The organism is Mycobacterium sp. 134 (genome assembly GCF_048282715.1).
In the GTDB taxonomy this organism is placed as follows: Bacteria; Actinomycetota; Actinomycetes; order Mycobacteriales; family Mycobacteriaceae; genus Mycobacterium; species Mycobacterium septicum.
The window spans coordinates 52,343-67,194 of the sequence record NZ_JBLVUN010000008.1; the positions used below are offsets into that span (position 1 = coordinate 52,343).

Below are 14,852 nucleotides of genomic sequence, written 5' to 3' on the forward strand. Positions count from 1 at the left end.
TCGAGACTGTGAGACTGACGGGCGGTGGATCTAGAAGGCTGTCGACGGAAGGCGTTCCAGCGCGAACGAGGTGATGGCGATCAGCGCGTTCTTCGCCGAATCGCGTTCCCGTGCATCGACATTGATGATCGGGACAGTGGGGGACACCGACATCGCCTCGCGCAGCTCTTCGATGCTGTAGGTCGGGGAGTCGTCGAACTCGTTGACGGCGATCAGGAACGGCAGGCTGCGGGCCTCGAAGAAGTCGACGGCCGCGAAGCTGTCCTCGAGCCTGCGGGTGTCGACGAGCACCACCGCGCCGATGGCGCCGTGGACCAGGTCGTCCCACATGAACCAGAAACGCCGTTGCCCGGGTGTCCCGAACAGGTACAGCACGAGGTCGTCCGCGATCGTGATACGGCCGAAATCCATGGCGACCGTGGTGGTCTCCTTGCCGGGGATCGCCTCCAGGTCGTCATGGCCCTGCGACGCGTTCGTGACGAGAGCCTCGGTGCGCAACGGCACGATCTCCGACACGGCGCCGACGAACGTGGTCTTGCCGACGCCGAAGCCGCCGGCAATCACGATCTTCGTCGACGACACCGTGGGGCCGGAGTCAGAGTGCGCGTAATCCACTGAGGGTCCTTTCGATCAGTAGGCGCCGTTCTGCGACGGTCGAGCGGTCGGTCAACGTGGCGTGAACACGAAGGTGGCCGCTGTCCACCAGGTCGCTCACCAGCACCCGGGTCACCCCGATGGGCAGACCGGCATACGCCGAGATCTCGGCGATGGACGGTCGGCTGCCGCACAGCCGGACGATGACGGCGGGGATGTCGCCTGGCGCGCAGTCGAGCTCACCGGATGACAGCAGGGCCTCCACCGGAGCTTCGATCGGCACCTCCACCCGGGCGCGGGTTCGGCCGCCGGTCAGGGTGTACGGCCGCGCGCGACTGGCGGACTGTTTCTGCTCAGGTCTGTCCATACTCAGGGTCATCGAGCCCCATGCGTGGCGCGCGGCGTCGCCTCGACGGTCTTGCCGACCCGGTCGACGAGCAGCGCCATCTCGTATCCGACCTGTCCGATGTCGCACGAGATCGACGCCAGGGTGGCGAGGTACGAGCCGTTGCCGACGCCCATCAACAGCAGGAACCCGTCATCCATCTCGACGATCGACTGGCGCACGTTCCCGGCCTCGAACAGCCGGGCCGCACCGGCCGACAAACTCGCCAATCCGGATGTGACAGCTGCCAATTGCTCGGCCCGATCGGCCGGGAGGTGGGAGTTCGAAGCCATCGGCAGACCATCGGCCGACACCAGGATCGCGTGTGACACGCCCGGTACGTCACGCACGAAGTTGGACACGAACCAGTCGAGGGTGCCGGACTTCCCTGACGGCGTTGCAGCAGAGCCCGCGGACCGGTCATGTGGTTGCGTGCCGGTGTTCATCGATCTCCTTCGATTCGGCTTTGTGCTGCGTCGGTTTCTGCCCGGCCCCTGCGTACGCCCGCCAACTGTCGGCTGAGGATGTCTCGGATCGCCGCGGGATCGTTCCCGCCGTCGGGCCTGGCCTGGGTTTCCGATCTTGCCTCATCCGGCACCAAGCGCGCTCCGCGTTCGCGAATCGGCAATCCGGATGCGGTGTGCCGCTTGGGTTCCTGCTCGACGGCCTTTGCGGCGGCCGCCCAGCCGGCGTCGGCGGCGCTGGCCCAGACGCGGTTGCGGGACTCCGTCGTCGTCGGATCCATCAGCCACTCCGAGGCCATCCGCTCGAAGATGGGCGCACTCTCCAAACTCTCCGTCTCGATATCCACCCAACTGGATTCCCTGGCCGGTACGGGTTCCGGGCCCGGCGGATTCGAATTGCCCGGGCCGGAATTGCCCGAGGTGAAATAGGAAAGCGGATTTCCTCGCTGCCGGGGTTCGGGTTCCTCGGGGACTGCGGCCGGGGCGGCAGCCGGGACGGTCGCTGGATGTCCGTTGACACCGCTGGCACCGGGTGATCGTTTCGGCAGTCCGTTGGCGGTCGCCTTCGCTGGGGTGTCTGATCCGCGCTCCGGCAGCGACGTTGTCTGCGAGCCGCCCGTCTCGGGGAGCGCCGCGCGACCTGCGTCGGTGTGCGCACCCCGGCCCGCTGCGGCGGCTCGCGGGCGTGATTCGGAAAACGAACCGGTCCGCAGATCATCGAGTGTTTCACCCATCCCGATGGGCGAGACCAGTGTGCCCGGAAGGTGCACGCTCGCCGTCACACCGGGCCGTTCGGTCAACGCAGAGGTGGTACGCAGCCGCACCGTGGCCTCATGGCGTCGCGCCAACCGGCCGACCACGAAAAGGCCCATCCGCTTGGCGGTTTCGGAGGTCACCTCGCCGCCGAGCGCGAGCCGTTCGTTCGCGGCGGTCAAGTCTTCCTTGGACATGCCGAGTCCGCGGTCGGCAACCTCGACCAGCAGGCCGGCGTCGACCGCGCGGCCGACCGTCACCATCACCGGCGAGTCCGGCGGTGAGTAGCGGAGGGCGTTGTCGAGGAGTTCGGCGATCAGGTGGCCGATGTCGCTTGCGGCCGAGCCGGCGATCGAGACGTCGGCCATGTGTCCGACCTGGACCCGGCGGTACTCCTCGACCTCGGACATCGCGGCACGCAGCATGTCGGGCAGTGCGACGGGCGCCGACGCCCGGTGGCGTTCCACGGTGTCGGCGAGGACGAGGAGGTTGTCGCCGTTGCGGCGCATGCGCGTCGCAAGGTGGTCGAGGCGGAAGAGGTGATCGAGCCGGACCGGATCTTCCTCGTCCAGCTCGAGCGTCTCGATGAGTGTCAGCTGCTCTTCGACGAGTGAGCGGCTCCGGCGGGACAGGGTTTCGAACATGTCGCCGATCTGCAGACGGACACCGTGCTCACTGGCCAGGCGCACCGCCTGGGAGTGGATGTCGTCGATCGCGCGAGCGAGCTGCCCGACCTCTTCATTGGTACGGAACGGCAGCGTGTGGATCTCCGGCATGCCGCCGCCCTTGCTGAGGCGTTCGATCTCCTCGGGCAGCTCGACCTGCGCGACCTGTAGCGCGCCCTGGCGTAGCCGGCCGATCGACCGGATGAGGGAGCGCCCGACCGCGAGTGCGAAGACGAGGGCGGCCAGCACGGCGCCGAGGATGATCGCGGTGTCTCGCAGGGCATCGGACCGCAATGCGTTGGCCCGATGGTGCAGCGTGCCGTCGAGATCGGAGGACAGGCGCTGTGTCATGGCGCGGTACTGCTCGACGCTGGTGCGCATCGCGTCGGTGAACGCGGGCGTTTGCACGCCGTCGCCGGAGAGTAATTGTCAATACCTGTGGATTGGTGTTTTTCAGGCGACCTCCGTTCCGGTCGGGGTGGCCGGGTTGTCGGCCGGTTCGGGTGGGGTGATGTCGACGGGTCGTTCGAGCAGTTTGCCTTTGTGGAACACCGCTCCGGCCCGGACCAGGGCGACCAGGTGCGGGGCGTTCACCGCCCGCCAGCGGGCTTGTGCGGCGTCAATGAGCTTGTAGGCCATGGCGATACCCGCCGCGCGGGAACCCGGCCCCTTGGTGACCTTGGTGCGCAACCGGACCGTGGCGAAGGTCGACTCGATCGGATTGGTGGTGCGCAGATGTACCCAGTGCTCGGCGGGATAGTGGTAGAACTCCAGCAGCACATCGAGGTCGTCAACGATCTTGGCCACGGCCTTGGGGAACTTGGCGCCGTAGTCCAGTTCGAAGGCTTTGACCGCGACCTGCGCGTGGTCGATGTCCTCGGCGCCCGCGATTTCCCGCATCGCCGCGATCGCCCCCGGATGCGCCGACTTCGGTAGTGCGGCAAGGACATTGGCCTGCTTGTGAAACCAGCACCGCTGCTCACGGGTATCGGGGAACACCTCACGGACCGCTTTCCAGAACCCCAGAGCACCGTCCCCGACCGCGAGCACCGGGGCGCGCATGCCACGGCGCCGGCAGTCCCGCAGCAGATCCGCCCACGAGTCCGCTGATTCGCGGTACCCGTCGGTCAGCGCGACCAGTTCCTTGCGGCCGTCGGCGCGCACCCCCAGCATCACCAGCAGGCACAGTTTGTCCTGCTCCAGGCGGACCTTGAGATGGATGCCGTCCACCCACAGGTACACATAATCGGTGCCCGACAGGTCCCGGCGGCCGAACGCGGCGGCCTCGTCCTGCCACTGCGCGGTCAGTCGGGTGATCGCCGGAGCCGAGAGCCCCGCCCCCGAGCCGAGGAACTGCTCCAACGCCGGACCGAAGTCGCTGCTGGACAGGCCATGCAGGTACAGCAACGGCAGCACCTCGGCCATCTGCGGGGACTTACGCGCCCACGCCGGCAGTATCTTCGACGAGAATCGTTGCCGCTCACCGGTTTCCGGATCGACCCGTTTGTCGTTGACCCGCGGCGCCTTCACCTCGATCGCCCCAGCGCCGGTGAGCACCTCCCGGACGTTGTGGTGGCCGTTGCGGACCACCAGCCGGTGCCCATTCTCGTCGACCTGATCGACGAACTGGTCGACATAGGCGGCGACCTCGGCCTGCAAAGCGGCGGCCAGCATCTGCCGGGCACCGTCGCGGACAATCTCATCCAACAACGACCGACCGGCACCGCTGCGGGTGTCGTTGGCCTGCGCGACATCGTGAACTACGGTGAGCACGGGCGTGCCTTCCCAACCAGCGCGCCAACGCCGGTCTTGATCAGAAACGAACTGGACTTGTGATCATCCCCGGGAAGGCGCGCCCACATTCACGCCGCCCTACCAAGGCTCATCCACAGGTTCTGATCATTGCTCTCGCCGGACGGCTGCGTATAGCTGTCGCGACGAACGTCGGATTCCTTGGACAGGGCCGCGACTTCGTCCGTGGGCGTCAGCCGGTTGAGCCGATCGATGGCGGCCGCCTCCGCACCCGCCGCGTCGGCCGCCTCGGTGCGCAGTTCGTCCGAATCGGCGAAGTCGGGTGCGGCGATCAGTACCCGCTGCGTCGTCAATGCTCGCTGGGCCGCGAGGGCGTCCACGAGTTGGTCCGCGAGCGGGCGCACGGTGCGGTCGTCGACCGTTTTGGTGGTCGTGGCGATCGCGGAGACGACGCCGGACGCGACGGTGGATGCTCGATCGGCGATTACCCGCTGGGGCAACGGGCTCGATGTGATGTCGTCGCGCAACGTCTTGGCGGTCGATGATGCGGTTGTCAGCTGTGCGGCGACGGCCGGGTCGAACTCGGCGGACGTGATCAGCGTGTCCAGGGTCTTCGCGCTCTCGTCGAACTGTGCGAGCGGTTCGTCGAGGGGAGCGCCCGAAGCGGCCGCGTAGGCCAGCCCGTCGAGTCGGTCGACCAGCTCCACGGCGGGTACGACGATCACGGCGTTGTCGGACGCGAGGTTCAACCGCGACGCGGCGGACAGTTCGTTGTAGATACGGACCGCACCGAACGTCGCCGCGAGCAGGATCGGCAACACCAGGGTCGCGGCGACCTTCCACCGCAGCGGCCAGCTCTCGATCGACGCGCGAGACGCGCGAATCACGGTCGGACGCGCATGTTCTCCGACGTTCGGATCATGTGCATCCACAGCCGTACCACCCTTCACCGAGCTAATTGACGTTCCAGCAGGGGTGCTCGGCCACGGGACAGGGTAAATGACGGGTAACGATTCTGCATCGACGGGGCTAACGGCGGCGCGTTCGCTGGCGTGCTTCCTTAATTTGTGCAGTCGCCCTACATGCGGGTTTCTTGCGAATGTAAGAAACTGCCGCGATTGAGGCCGGCCCCAAAGGTGGGGGTTCGAGGTTCTGCCCCGACTTCGGTAGCTGGCACCGCCGGTGGCGATGACGTTTATCGCTCGATCAGCCCGGCCCGGTCGCCGTAGATAGCAAACATAAGGGCGAAAAAAGTCAAATCCGGGAGTGTGAATTACGTCTCTGTCGAGGCTCTTTCTAGTGTGTAAACGCCGTTTAAGAGCGATCCTTAATGTGTCCACGGCCAACTCAGTGCATCGTCTCAGCTTGGCCGAGCACTCTTGCCACTGTGTAGAAGTGTCGTGAAGCTCCGCTGGAGGTCATTGAAAATGGCGACAAAAGCTGCCGGCTCGACGGTCATCGAGTTGGCGACGCATCCGCTCTGGTGTTCGTCGCAGCGGTACTCGCGTGAGCTGGCCGCGGCCAAGCGCAGGCATCCGTCCTCCTATCGGCTTGAGGAAGACGACGACGCACTCGAATCCCAGCGGCCGCCTCAGTCGAGCCTGCGGACCAACGCTCTGGTGACCCCGCTCTCGTGCGCTCGGGTCCTCAAGCTGAACGCCGCCCGCGGCGAGGCCGTCGCGGACTGACGCTTCCGGAAGATCGGAGCGTTCAGAACGTGCGACGGCCAGGCGCCGTGGCCGAAACGTGACGAACGCTTGACCGAATTGTCTACGTGTGACTACACATTCGGACCGCTGCAGACCAATACCATGACATCGTTCAAGATCATGGGGGCATCGCAGAGGGATCGAATTGATGCGCGCGGTTGTTCAGGGTGTTCTCGTAGTGGTCGTGGTTGCCATGACCTTCTTCTCCGGCGGTGCGAATAGCGTCGACACGGCGGCGGTCAGCATGCCGTTGACGTCGACGATCGAATCGATCGCGCCCGCCGAAGGTGCCGTCGTCGGTGTGGGCCATCCGGTGGTGGTGACGTTCAAGAATCCGGTCTCGAACCGGCCCGTCGTCGAACGCGCCCTCGGGATGAAGTCGACGCCGGCACGCACGGGTACATACGAGTGGCTCGACGCAAAAACCGTGTCGTGGACTCCCGCCCAGTTCTGGCCGGCGCACAGCACGATGATGCTGTCGGTAGGCGGTTTGCGGACGGAATTCCAAACCGGCCCAGCAGTTATCGGTGTCGCCGACATATCCGACCACACCTTCACCGTGACCATCGACGGGTTGGGTGAAGACCCGCCGATCGCTCTGCCGGCACCGCATCATCTGCCGCACGCCGGCGAACCGGGTGTGCTGCTGGCCTCCATGGGGCGTCCGGAATACCCGACCCCGGTCGGTACCTACACCGTGCTGGGGAAAGACCGTACGGTGAAGATGGATTCGAGCAGCGTCGGTATTCCCGTCGAGGCCCCTGACGGCTATCTCCTCGATGTGGACTATGCGGTTCGTTTCACCCACCGCGGACTGTTCGTGCATTCGGCGCCGTGGGCTGTCCCGTCGATGGGACTGGACAACACCAGCCACGGCTGCATCAGCCTGATCCCGGCGGCCGCCGAGTGGTACTTCAACACGGTCAACATCGGCGATCCGGTGATCGTGCAGGAGTAGCGAATCCTGCTGCGGTCCAGGCGAACCAGCGCACGATAGCTGCGGCCCTTGGCCTGTCTCGGCACTCAGCGCCGCGGATTGCAGTCACCGTCAGTCGGTGATCCGCGGCGTTGATGGTTGACCACAGATGGAGCGGAACAAAGAGGCGAAACAGAAGGCACAGAAAAGGCGCCTGGCCGGCGAGCCAGGCGCCTTTTCTGACGCTGTGTTGTTGGGTTGGGTTAGCCGGCAGGGGACGTGTCCGCCGGACCGGGCAGTGTCGGCGTTCCGGCGACCGGTCCGCCCCCGGGCGAAACGGTCGGCACGCCCTTACCGGTCCCTGCCGCGATGGCCACCGGGGCAGCGATGGGTGCTGCGGCGGGGATGGGAGCGGCGGCCGGCACGACCGGCACAGGCGGCGCCAGGGGTACCGGCGGCACCAGCGGCGGTGGCGCGAGGGGTACCGGGGGGACCACCGGCGGTGGCGCCAGAGGCACCGGCGGAACCGCGGCAGGCGCCGCAGCCGGGACGACTCCTGCAGCTTCGACCGCCGCGGCCGCACACGGTGCGGCGGGCGCAGCACCGGCCGCACCTGCGGCGGTGTCAAGGCATTTGTAGCCGCCGGTCTTGAGTTGGAGTGCCGCCGCCGCGTGCGGGCTCAGCACTACTGCTGCGCCTACTGCGGTCGCGCACAATCCAGCGCTGACAACAGTTTTGACCGTGATATGAGCAAAGATGGCCATCCCCGATCAGCTCCTTCGGTTCGTGCGGAAATTACATCGATGAAAATTGTGACGAGCGCAACCGTAGGACTCCCAGAAATGGGAGTCCAGACAAGTTCTCAGATGGTTGCGCGGTTGACACGTGACGGAGCCGCACTCGTGACCGTATCGTTTCCAACCGGGTCCGTGGTGCGTGTTATGGCAGTGCGTGTCTACGTCACAAATCTTTGCCGGGGAGCGGTTCTCGCAAATTTTGAATACGCAAACATCAATGGCCGAGCTGCATCAGGATCCCTTTGGCCACAAGTTGTTCGAAGCTGTAACTGAATTCGCCACGCCGTCCGACGGACAGAACGTAGCGGTCCTCGCCTTCGGTCAACGACACGGTGAAGGAGAACGTGCAGTTGGATTCGCCGCTCTTGCCCGGCCCCAGGGTGGTGCTCGCCAAGACAGCGCCCTTGCCGTTCTTGACGGTGACGAGGGTGCCGGAATTGACATCGGAGTATCCGTTGGCGCCCTGGCATGTTGTTCCGTCGGAGGTGATGCCCTCCGCGCCGACGTTGTCGGAGAGGACGAAAGTGCCGTTTACGGTGGCTTTTTCGAGTACGCGGAAACCTTTGGAGAAATGCGGGCAGAACGTGTCGACCGCGATTTTGTCGGCCAGCAGGCCCTGCTGCGGTTCACCGTCTTCCATCCGGCGGCACACCTGCCGCCCGTGGGCGACGGCGTTGGCGTCGGAATTGAACTGATCGATTAGCCCGGCATCCCGCAGAGCCGCAAGGTATCCGGTCTCCGGCGGGGGTGGCGGCCTGCGGCCCGCCACGAGCAGGACCCACACCACCGCGGCGGTCATCACGATGATCACCGCTGCCGCGGTCGTTCCCAGCCAGGTCGACCTGATGCCAGCGGTTTTCAACTCCAGGTAATCGGGCAGCATCCGGCCGCCGGCCGGGTCGGTCGATGCGGTCCGGCCGTCGCGGACCCGATTCGTCGGATGTCCGGTGACGAAGTAGCGACCTTCGTGGCGAGCCGTCGGGTCCGGGCGCCAACCGGTCGACCTGGACCGGACCTGGCCACAGCGGCTGCAGGTGTCGCTGTCATCGAGTGGCGACCCGCAATACGGGCAGGTCATAGCGCGCGATCCGCTACGGGCAATCGACAACGGTTCGCCGGCGTCATCGTTGGGCCATCTGTCATCACTACCCGTTATATGCCGGTCGGTCCGCCTGCACAGCGCGCCGCTCAGATTTGGTTGCCGGAAAAATCCCGGTGCGGCCGCCCAGGTGACCGCTGAGCAGTCGCACGACCCCCTGAAGCTCGGCCGCGGATCTGCCGTATTACCGTGCTAGCCATGACACGGGTGACGGTGATCACTGGCGGCGCGGGTGGCATGGGTCTGGCGACGGCCACGGTGGTGGGCCGCGACCAGGCGGTCGTGCTGTGCGATGTACGGCAGGATCGCCTCGACGACGCGGCGACCGCGCTGGGTGACCTGGGTATCCCGGCCACCATCGTCAACGCCGACGTCACCGATCGCGACGCTGTCGACCGGTTGTTCGAGACGGCGGCCGGGCTCGGTACCGTGAGCGCCGTCGTTCACGCGGCCGGGGTCAGTCCCAGCATGGGTGACGCCGAGTACGTCATGAGAACCAACGCGCTGGGCACGCTGCATGTCAACGAGTCCTTCTTCACGGCCGCGCCCGAGGGTGCGGCGATCGTCAACGTGGCGTCGATGGCGGCACACCTGTTGCCCGAGGAAGTCATTCCCGCTCAGCAGTTTCCGCTGGCACTGCAGGACCAGGACCGATTCCTCGGCGAGATGCTGGCGGCGTGCGGCATGGCTCCCGAAGACATGAGATCCGGGTTTTCCTACGCCATCAGCAAGGCTTTCGTGAAGTGGTACAGCTCGTCGCAGGCTGAGCGGTTCAACGGTCGCGGTCTCCGCATCCTGTCGGTTTCCCCGGGCTCCATCGACACCGAGATGGGCCGGCTGGAGGAGCAGGCCGGGGCAGGCGCGATGGTCGCCGATGCGGCGGTGCCGCGGTGGGGCAAGCCGGAGGAGATGGCGGACCTGCTGGCCTACTGCGCCAGCGAGCGGGCCGGTTACCTCACCGGCACCGACATCCTCAACGACGGCGGCGTCGTCGCCTCGATGCGGGAACGCGCCCGGTTGGCCGCTGCGGGTAGCTAGTCAGCCGAACTCCAGCAGGGTGTAGGCCCCGCGAATCTGTCGTGTTGGCTTGAACTGCCAGAACGCCGGAAATGCGGTACGGAAGAACCATCCGCGCCCGCGCGGCATCGGCAGATCGTGCACGGCTTTGATGCCGGGCACGGTGTGCGCCAGGTCGGCCAACTGGGCGGGCGACAGGCTGAACGGCATCGGTGGAACGCGGTAGTGCCGTGACGACCGCATGCCTTTCGGTGCGAACTTCTTCACCAGTACGGGCGGCAGGTCGAAGATCATCTGCCCGCCGGGAAAACGCTTGGCGCACTCGGCGATCAGGCTGAGTGCCTCCTCGGGCTGCAGGTACATCAGCAATCCCTCCGCGGTGATGAAGACGCCGTCTGCGGGGTCCACCGCGTCCATCCAGCTGTAGTCCAGCGCGGACTGCGCCCGGGTGACGATGCGGTCGGAGGTGGGGAGCAGCTTCTCGCGCAGTTCGATGATCGGCGGGAAGTCGACGCTCAGCCAACGGAATCGGGCGCCGGGCAGCGACGCGTCGAGCCGCCAGAAACTCGTTTGCAGTCCCTCGGCGAGCGCGACGACCGTGGCGGACGGGTGTTTGCCGAGGTAATGCCGGGCGGCCCTGTCGAACGCCAGCGAGCGCAATGCCATCTCCTGGCCCGTCCGGCGGCCGAATTTCGCGAAGTCATAGGCGATGGAATCGGCCAGTTGGACGGCCATGGCATCATCGATGATGGGGTGGGGATGGCGGGCCTGGGTGGCCCGGCCGTTCAGGGTCAGCAGTGCGGTTTCCGAAACGCCGGTCAGGGCGCTGGCCGCGGCCGTCTCGGGGACCTTCTCGCCGTCTGCGTGCTCCACCTGGACAACGCTACCGGCGGATGCGGAGTCGACAACTCACCGTGGAGTTGGGATCCCTTGTGGTGGGTACTCGCCGAGCGTCAGAGTTTCGTACAGGAGATTGCCATTTGATTCGTAAAGTCATGCAGGTCAACAGGAAAGACGACGGTCCCGGTGTGGGCCGTCGTGCCGCGTTCAAGCTCTCGCTCCTCATGACCGCAGGGTTGTCGGTGACCAGGTCGCCGTCGGCGCACGCGCAGATCGACGGACACGGGACCCGCTGGTCACCGGAACGGGCGCACCGTTGGTATGCGGCACAGGGTTGGCTGGTCGGTGCCAACTTCATTCCGTCGAACGCCGGCAATCAACTGGAGATGTTCCAGCCGGAAACCTATGACCCCCAGCAGATCGACAATGAGTTGCGGATCGCCCGGTTGGCGGGCTTCAACACGGTTCGGGTCTTCCTGCACGACCAGTTGTGGGCGCAGGGGCATTTGGGCTTTCAGAACCGGCTGGCCCAATTCGTTGCTCTGGCCTCCAGCCACGGCATCAAACCGCTGTTCGTGCTGTTCGATTCCTGCTGGGATCCGTTTCCTCGGTTGGGGCATCAGCGGCGGCCGCGGCCGGGGATTCACAACTCGGTGTGGGTGCAGGGCCCGGGTGCACAGCACCTGGACGATCACCGGTACCGGCGAATGTTGCGCGAGTACGTCGTCGGCGTGATCAGCCAGTTCCGACACGACGAGCGGGTACTGGGGTGGGACCTGTGGAACGAGCCGGACAATCCCGCGGCGAACTACCGGGAGGTGGAACGGCAGGACAAGGTCGCTCTGATCGAGGAGCTGCTGCCGCAGGTCTTCGGCTGGGCCCGATCGGTCGACCCTGTGCAGCCGTTGACCAGCGGTGTCTGGGACGGCCCGTGGGCGGACCCGAAGGTACGCAGCCGGATGGCCACGCTGCAGCTCGACCTCTCGGATGTGGTGACCTTCCACAGCTACGACCATCCGGAGGGGTTCGAGGCCCGGATCGGTGAGCTGGCCCCGATGGGACGCCCGATCCTGTGCACCGAATATCTGGCCCGAGGTGAGGGCAGCACCATCGAGGGCGTCCTGCCGATCGCGAAACGGCACAACGTCGGTGCGTACAACTGGGGACTGGTCGCGGGTAAGACGCAGACCTACCTACCGTGGGATTCCTGGGACCGACCGTACAAGTCGCCCCCACCGGTGTGGTTCCATGACTTGTTCCATGCGGATGGACGGCCCTATCGGGACGGTGAGATCCGCACGATCCGGAAGCTGACCGGGCGGCCTTATCCCTGACGACGGGACTGTCCATGACAGGCGGGAAGCGCGCCGCGCTGGTGATCGCCGGGCCGGAGTCGCCTGAGCGTGAGGTCAGCGGCCACCCATGCGACTGACATCGGTGATCGCGGCGACGAACTGCTCGGGCGCCTCCTGGGGCACGTTGTGTCCGATGCCGTTGAGGATGCGGTGTTCGTAGGGCCCGGTGTAGAGCGTGCGGTAGCCGGTGCCGTCCTTGGCGGCCCCGTCGAAGTCAGAACCGATCGTGATGGTCGGCACGGTGACGGGCGGCTTGCCGGCCAGGCGTGCCTCGTCGGCGTCGTAGCGGGCTTCGCCGGGGGCCAGGCTGAGTCGCCACCGGTAGTTGTGTACGACGATGGCGACGTGATCGGGGTTGTCGAACGCCGCAGCCGACAGGTCATAGGCGGCGTCGTCGAAATGCCACAGCGGTGAGGCCTTGGTCCAGATCAGCCTGTTGAACTCCTTGGTGTTCTCGCGGTAGCCGAGTTCACCGCGCGGGGTGGCGAAGTAGTACTGGTACCACCAACCCAATTCGGCCTCCGGCGCCAGCGGCTTCAAGTTGGCGGCCAGGTTGACGGTGATGTAGCCGCTGACCGCGACCAGTCCCGCGCAGCGCTGCGGCCACAGGGCCGCGACGTTGTTGGCCGTGCGCCCGCCCCAGTCGTACCCACCGAGCACCGCCTTGGGGATGTTCAGGGCGTCCATCAGCGCGATGACGTCGTGCGCCAGTGCGGCCTGCTGCCCGTTGCGCACGGTATCGGCGGAGCGGAACCGGGTGGACCCGAAGCCGCGCAGGTGGGGCACGATGACGCGGAAGCCCTGATCGGCGAGCAGTGCCGAGGCGTCGGCGTAGCTGTGGATGTCGTAGGGCCAGCCGTGCAGCAGGATCACCGGCTGTCCATCCGCGGGACCGGCCTCGGTGTAGCCGATGTTGAGTTCGCCCGCGTCGATCTGCTTGACCGGGTTCATGGTGTGCGACGGCCTGGCCGGCGGCCCGGCCGGCGGAGCAGGCGCGGGTGAGGTGCCGCAGGCCGCGAGCGTCGCTGCCCCGGCGGCGGCTGCCGTCAGGAAGCCGAAGTTCCTTCTGCTCAAACCATTCACCGTTGCTGCTCCTTCTCGCGGGGTCTCGGTGTCCATCTCACCCGTCCGGACACATCAAGTCCAACGATTGAATGTGATGAGCCCCATCGACAGGGTAGATAGGCTGACACCGTGGAGTTACGACAGATCGAACACTTCATCGCCGTGGCCGGCGAGATGAAGTTCACCCGCGCCGCCGAGCGGGCGCATGTCGTGCAGTCGGCGTTGTCGACCTCGATTGCGAAGCTGGAGCGTGAACTCGGCGTGGAGCTGTTCGACCGGTCGCGGCAACGGATCAGCCTGACCGCAGCGGGGGAGGCCTTTCGGTCGCACGCCTACGAGGTGCTGCACGCGGCCCGGGCGGCGGCCGAATCTGCCGGTCAGTTCCGCGGATCTCTCATGGGCACCGTCGAATTCGGCTCGTTGATCTCCTATGGGCCGGTCGATGTCGGCGGTGCTCTCGGTGACTTCCACCGTGCCCACCCGTTCGTCCGGCTGCGGTTGCGGTTGAGTCAATCGGGCGCGTCGGCCTATCTGGCAGCGCTCCTGGAGGGCTCGCTGGATCTGGCCCTGGTCTCGCTGCCCAACCGGTTCCCGGCGCAGCTGGACATGAAGCTGCTGTTCGAGGAGCCGATGGTGTTCGTCTGCCGTGACGACCACGCCCTGGCTCGTCGTCGCCGTCTCGAGCTGGCGGACCTGGCCGGCGAGGAACTCGTCGGCTTCCCACCCGAATTCGGGTTGCGGCGCCTGATGGACGAGGCGTTTCACCGTGCCGGTGTGCAACCGCAGACGCAGTACGAGGTTCCGGCCGGGTTCGCCGCGATCGCCGAATTGGTCGGTAACGGACTGGGTACCGCCTTCATGCCGGCGTCCGAGGCGCGCCGCTACGGCGATCTGGGGACCGTTGTGCTGCGCGACCCGCCGGTATGGCAGGTCTATCTCGCCGCGCCGCCGGTCGAGCGGATGACACCGGCCGCGGCGCGGCTGGCCGAAACCCTGCTCGACGCCGCGGCTTCGCCGAGCGGTTAGCGAGCCAGCGGACTGTAGAACACCAGACCGTTGCCCTTGTTGTCGTAGACCACTGCCCGGCGCTCGTGAGCATCGTCGTACGGGTGCTTGATGATTCCGCCGCCGCTTTCCTCGATGGCCTTGGCCGCGGCGTCCACATCGGCGGTCTTGATCCCGACGACGACCTGACCGGGGATCGGGTGATCCACCGAAGTGGCCAGAGCGAGTGTCAGCGATCCACCGTCGAGCGCGGCGAAGTGGGCGCCGTCGCGGAACTTCAGCGGCATTCCCAGCGTCTCGGTGTAGAAGCGGATCGACTCATCCAGGTCGTCGGTCGACAGAATGATCATCCGCACGTCGTGGTCGCTCATCGGTTCCTCCTTTGGACGAGCCCTCAGACTATGGCAGCCCGCCCCGCCCGAACAGCTTTCAAGTC

16 protein-coding genes are annotated in these 14,852 nt (G+C 66.2%); 5 read left to right on the forward strand and 11 right to left on the reverse strand.

The genetic code is table 11. The annotated features are described in order from the left end of the window. Positions 1-30: 30 nt before the first annotated feature. From ACNQVK_RS05070 to ACNQVK_RS05095, 6 genes are all read right to left on the reverse strand, one after another. A complete protein-coding gene (locus ACNQVK_RS05070; RefSeq protein ID WP_418028648.1) occupies positions 31-615 on the reverse strand; it encodes a GTP-binding protein in 585 nt (194 codons plus the stop codon). Beyond that, on the reverse strand, positions 596-973 hold the full coding sequence (locus ACNQVK_RS05075) for a DUF742 domain-containing protein (protein ID WP_110917870.1): 378 nt from the start codon (positions 971-973) through the stop codon (positions 596-598). The genes ACNQVK_RS05070 and ACNQVK_RS05075 overlap by 20 nt, the downstream gene beginning before the upstream one ends. Further along, positions 970-1,425 (reverse strand): roadblock/LC7 domain-containing protein, encoded by a 456-nt coding sequence (locus ACNQVK_RS05080; protein WP_418028649.1) that lies wholly within the window; start codon positions 1,423-1,425, stop codon positions 970-972. The genes ACNQVK_RS05075 and ACNQVK_RS05080 overlap by 4 nt, the downstream gene beginning before the upstream one ends. Next, entirely contained in the window at positions 1,422-3,269 is a 1,848-nt protein-coding gene (locus tag ACNQVK_RS05085; RefSeq protein WP_418028650.1) for an ATP-binding protein, read from the reverse strand. Before ACNQVK_RS05085 ends, ACNQVK_RS05080 begins: the two co-directional genes overlap by 4 nt. Positions 3,270-3,314: 45 nt before the next feature. Then, positions 3,315-4,634 carry an IS256 family transposase gene (locus ACNQVK_RS05090; protein ID WP_016894482.1) on the reverse strand — a complete coding sequence of 440 codons (1,320 nt, stop codon included), beginning with the start codon at positions 4,632-4,634 and terminating at the stop codon, positions 3,315-3,317. Between the two features lie 89 nt (positions 4,635-4,723). After that, positions 4,724-5,545, reverse strand: a complete 822-nt coding sequence (locus ACNQVK_RS05095; RefSeq protein ID WP_418028651.1) for a hypothetical protein — start codon at positions 5,543-5,545, stop codon at positions 4,724-4,726. Between the two features lie 495 nt (positions 5,546-6,040). On the opposite strand from ACNQVK_RS05095, the gene ACNQVK_RS05100 reads away from it, so the two are divergent. Next, positions 6,041-6,301 carry a hypothetical protein gene (locus ACNQVK_RS05100; RefSeq protein WP_418028652.1) on the forward strand — a complete coding sequence of 87 codons (261 nt, stop codon included), beginning with the start codon at positions 6,041-6,043 and terminating at the stop codon, positions 6,299-6,301. A gap of 169 nt (positions 6,302-6,470) precedes the next feature. Further along, on the forward strand, positions 6,471-7,280 hold the full coding sequence (locus ACNQVK_RS05105; RefSeq protein ID WP_418028653.1) for a L,D-transpeptidase: 810 nt from the start codon (positions 6,471-6,473) through the stop codon (positions 7,278-7,280). A gap of 221 nt (positions 7,281-7,501) precedes the next feature. Here the strand turns inward: ACNQVK_RS05105 and ACNQVK_RS05110 are convergent, their stop codons facing one another. Further along, positions 7,502-8,002 carry a hypothetical protein gene (locus tag ACNQVK_RS05110; protein ID WP_418028654.1) on the reverse strand — a complete coding sequence of 167 codons (501 nt, stop codon included), beginning with the start codon at positions 8,000-8,002 and terminating at the stop codon, positions 7,502-7,504. Between the two features lie 247 nt (positions 8,003-8,249). Continuing rightward, positions 8,250-9,113: a DUF732 domain-containing protein gene (locus tag ACNQVK_RS05115; RefSeq protein WP_418028655.1), complete on the reverse strand. Its 864-nt coding sequence runs from the start codon at positions 9,111-9,113 to the stop codon at positions 8,250-8,252. A gap of 219 nt (positions 9,114-9,332) precedes the next feature. On the opposite strand from ACNQVK_RS05115, the gene ACNQVK_RS05120 reads away from it, so the two are divergent. Next, positions 9,333-10,172, forward strand: coding sequence for an SDR family oxidoreductase (locus ACNQVK_RS05120; RefSeq protein ID WP_418028656.1), 840 nt, complete (start codon positions 9,333-9,335; stop codon positions 10,170-10,172). Here the strand turns inward: ACNQVK_RS05120 and ACNQVK_RS05125 are convergent, their stop codons facing one another. Then, positions 10,173-11,024: a class I SAM-dependent methyltransferase gene (locus ACNQVK_RS05125; RefSeq protein ID WP_418028657.1), complete on the reverse strand. Its 852-nt coding sequence runs from the start codon at positions 11,022-11,024 to the stop codon at positions 10,173-10,175. It abuts the gene before it with no gap. Between the two features lie 155 nt (positions 11,025-11,179). Here ACNQVK_RS05125 and ACNQVK_RS05130 point away from each other — a divergent pair, with 155 nt between their 5' ends. Beyond that, a complete protein-coding gene (locus ACNQVK_RS05130; RefSeq protein WP_418033966.1) occupies positions 11,180-12,325 on the forward strand; it encodes a 1,4-beta-xylanase in 1,146 nt (381 codons plus the stop codon). 75 nt (positions 12,326-12,400) lie between these two features. On the opposite strand, the gene ACNQVK_RS05135 is transcribed toward ACNQVK_RS05130, so the two are convergent. Beyond that, positions 12,401-13,465 carry an alpha/beta fold hydrolase gene (locus ACNQVK_RS05135; RefSeq protein WP_418028658.1) on the reverse strand — a complete coding sequence of 355 codons (1,065 nt, stop codon included), beginning with the start codon at positions 13,463-13,465 and terminating at the stop codon, positions 12,401-12,403. A gap of 75 nt (positions 13,466-13,540) precedes the next feature. Between ACNQVK_RS05135 and ACNQVK_RS05140 the strand changes: the two genes are divergently transcribed. Beyond that, complete coding sequence (locus tag ACNQVK_RS05140) at positions 13,541-14,437, forward strand: LysR family transcriptional regulator (protein ID WP_418028659.1); 897 nt, start codon at positions 13,541-13,543, stop codon at positions 14,435-14,437. On the opposite strand, the gene ACNQVK_RS05145 is transcribed toward ACNQVK_RS05140, so the two are convergent. Then, a complete protein-coding gene (locus ACNQVK_RS05145; RefSeq protein WP_418028660.1) occupies positions 14,434-14,787 on the reverse strand; it encodes a VOC family protein in 354 nt (117 codons plus the stop codon). The genes ACNQVK_RS05140 and ACNQVK_RS05145 overlap by 4 nt on opposite strands. Positions 14,788-14,852: the final 65 nt, after the last annotated feature.

Excerpts from the sequence above, each read along its gene's own strand:
- ACNQVK_RS05075 (WP_110917870.1), bottom strand. The coding sequence starts at position 973 with ATGACCCTGAGTATGGACAGACCTGAGCAGAAACAGTCCGCCAGTCGC.
- ACNQVK_RS05080 (WP_418028649.1), bottom strand. The coding sequence starts at position 1,425 with ATGAACACCGGCACGCAACCACATGACCGGTCCGCGGGCTCTGCTGCA.
- ACNQVK_RS05100 (WP_418028652.1), top strand. The coding sequence starts at position 6,041 with ATGGCGACAAAAGCTGCCGGCTCGACGGTCATCGAGTTGGCGACGCAT.
- ACNQVK_RS05105 (WP_418028653.1), top strand. The coding sequence starts at position 6,471 with ATGCGCGCGGTTGTTCAGGGTGTTCTCGTAGTGGTCGTGGTTGCCATG.
- ACNQVK_RS05110 (WP_418028654.1), bottom strand. The coding sequence starts at position 8,002 with ATGGCCATCTTTGCTCATATCACGGTCAAAACTGTTGTCAGCGCTGGA.
- ACNQVK_RS05115 (WP_418028655.1), bottom strand. The coding sequence starts at position 9,113 with ATGACCTGCCCGTATTGCGGGTCGCCACTCGATGACAGCGACACCTGC.
- ACNQVK_RS05120 (WP_418028656.1), top strand. The coding sequence starts at position 9,333 with ATGACACGGGTGACGGTGATCACTGGCGGCGCGGGTGGCATGGGTCTG.
- ACNQVK_RS05135 (WP_418028658.1), bottom strand. The coding sequence starts at position 13,465 with ATGGACACCGAGACCCCGCGAGAAGGAGCAGCAACGGTGAATGGTTTG.
- ACNQVK_RS05145 (WP_418028660.1), bottom strand. The coding sequence starts at position 14,787 with ATGAGCGACCACGACGTGCGGATGATCATTCTGTCGACCGACGACCTG.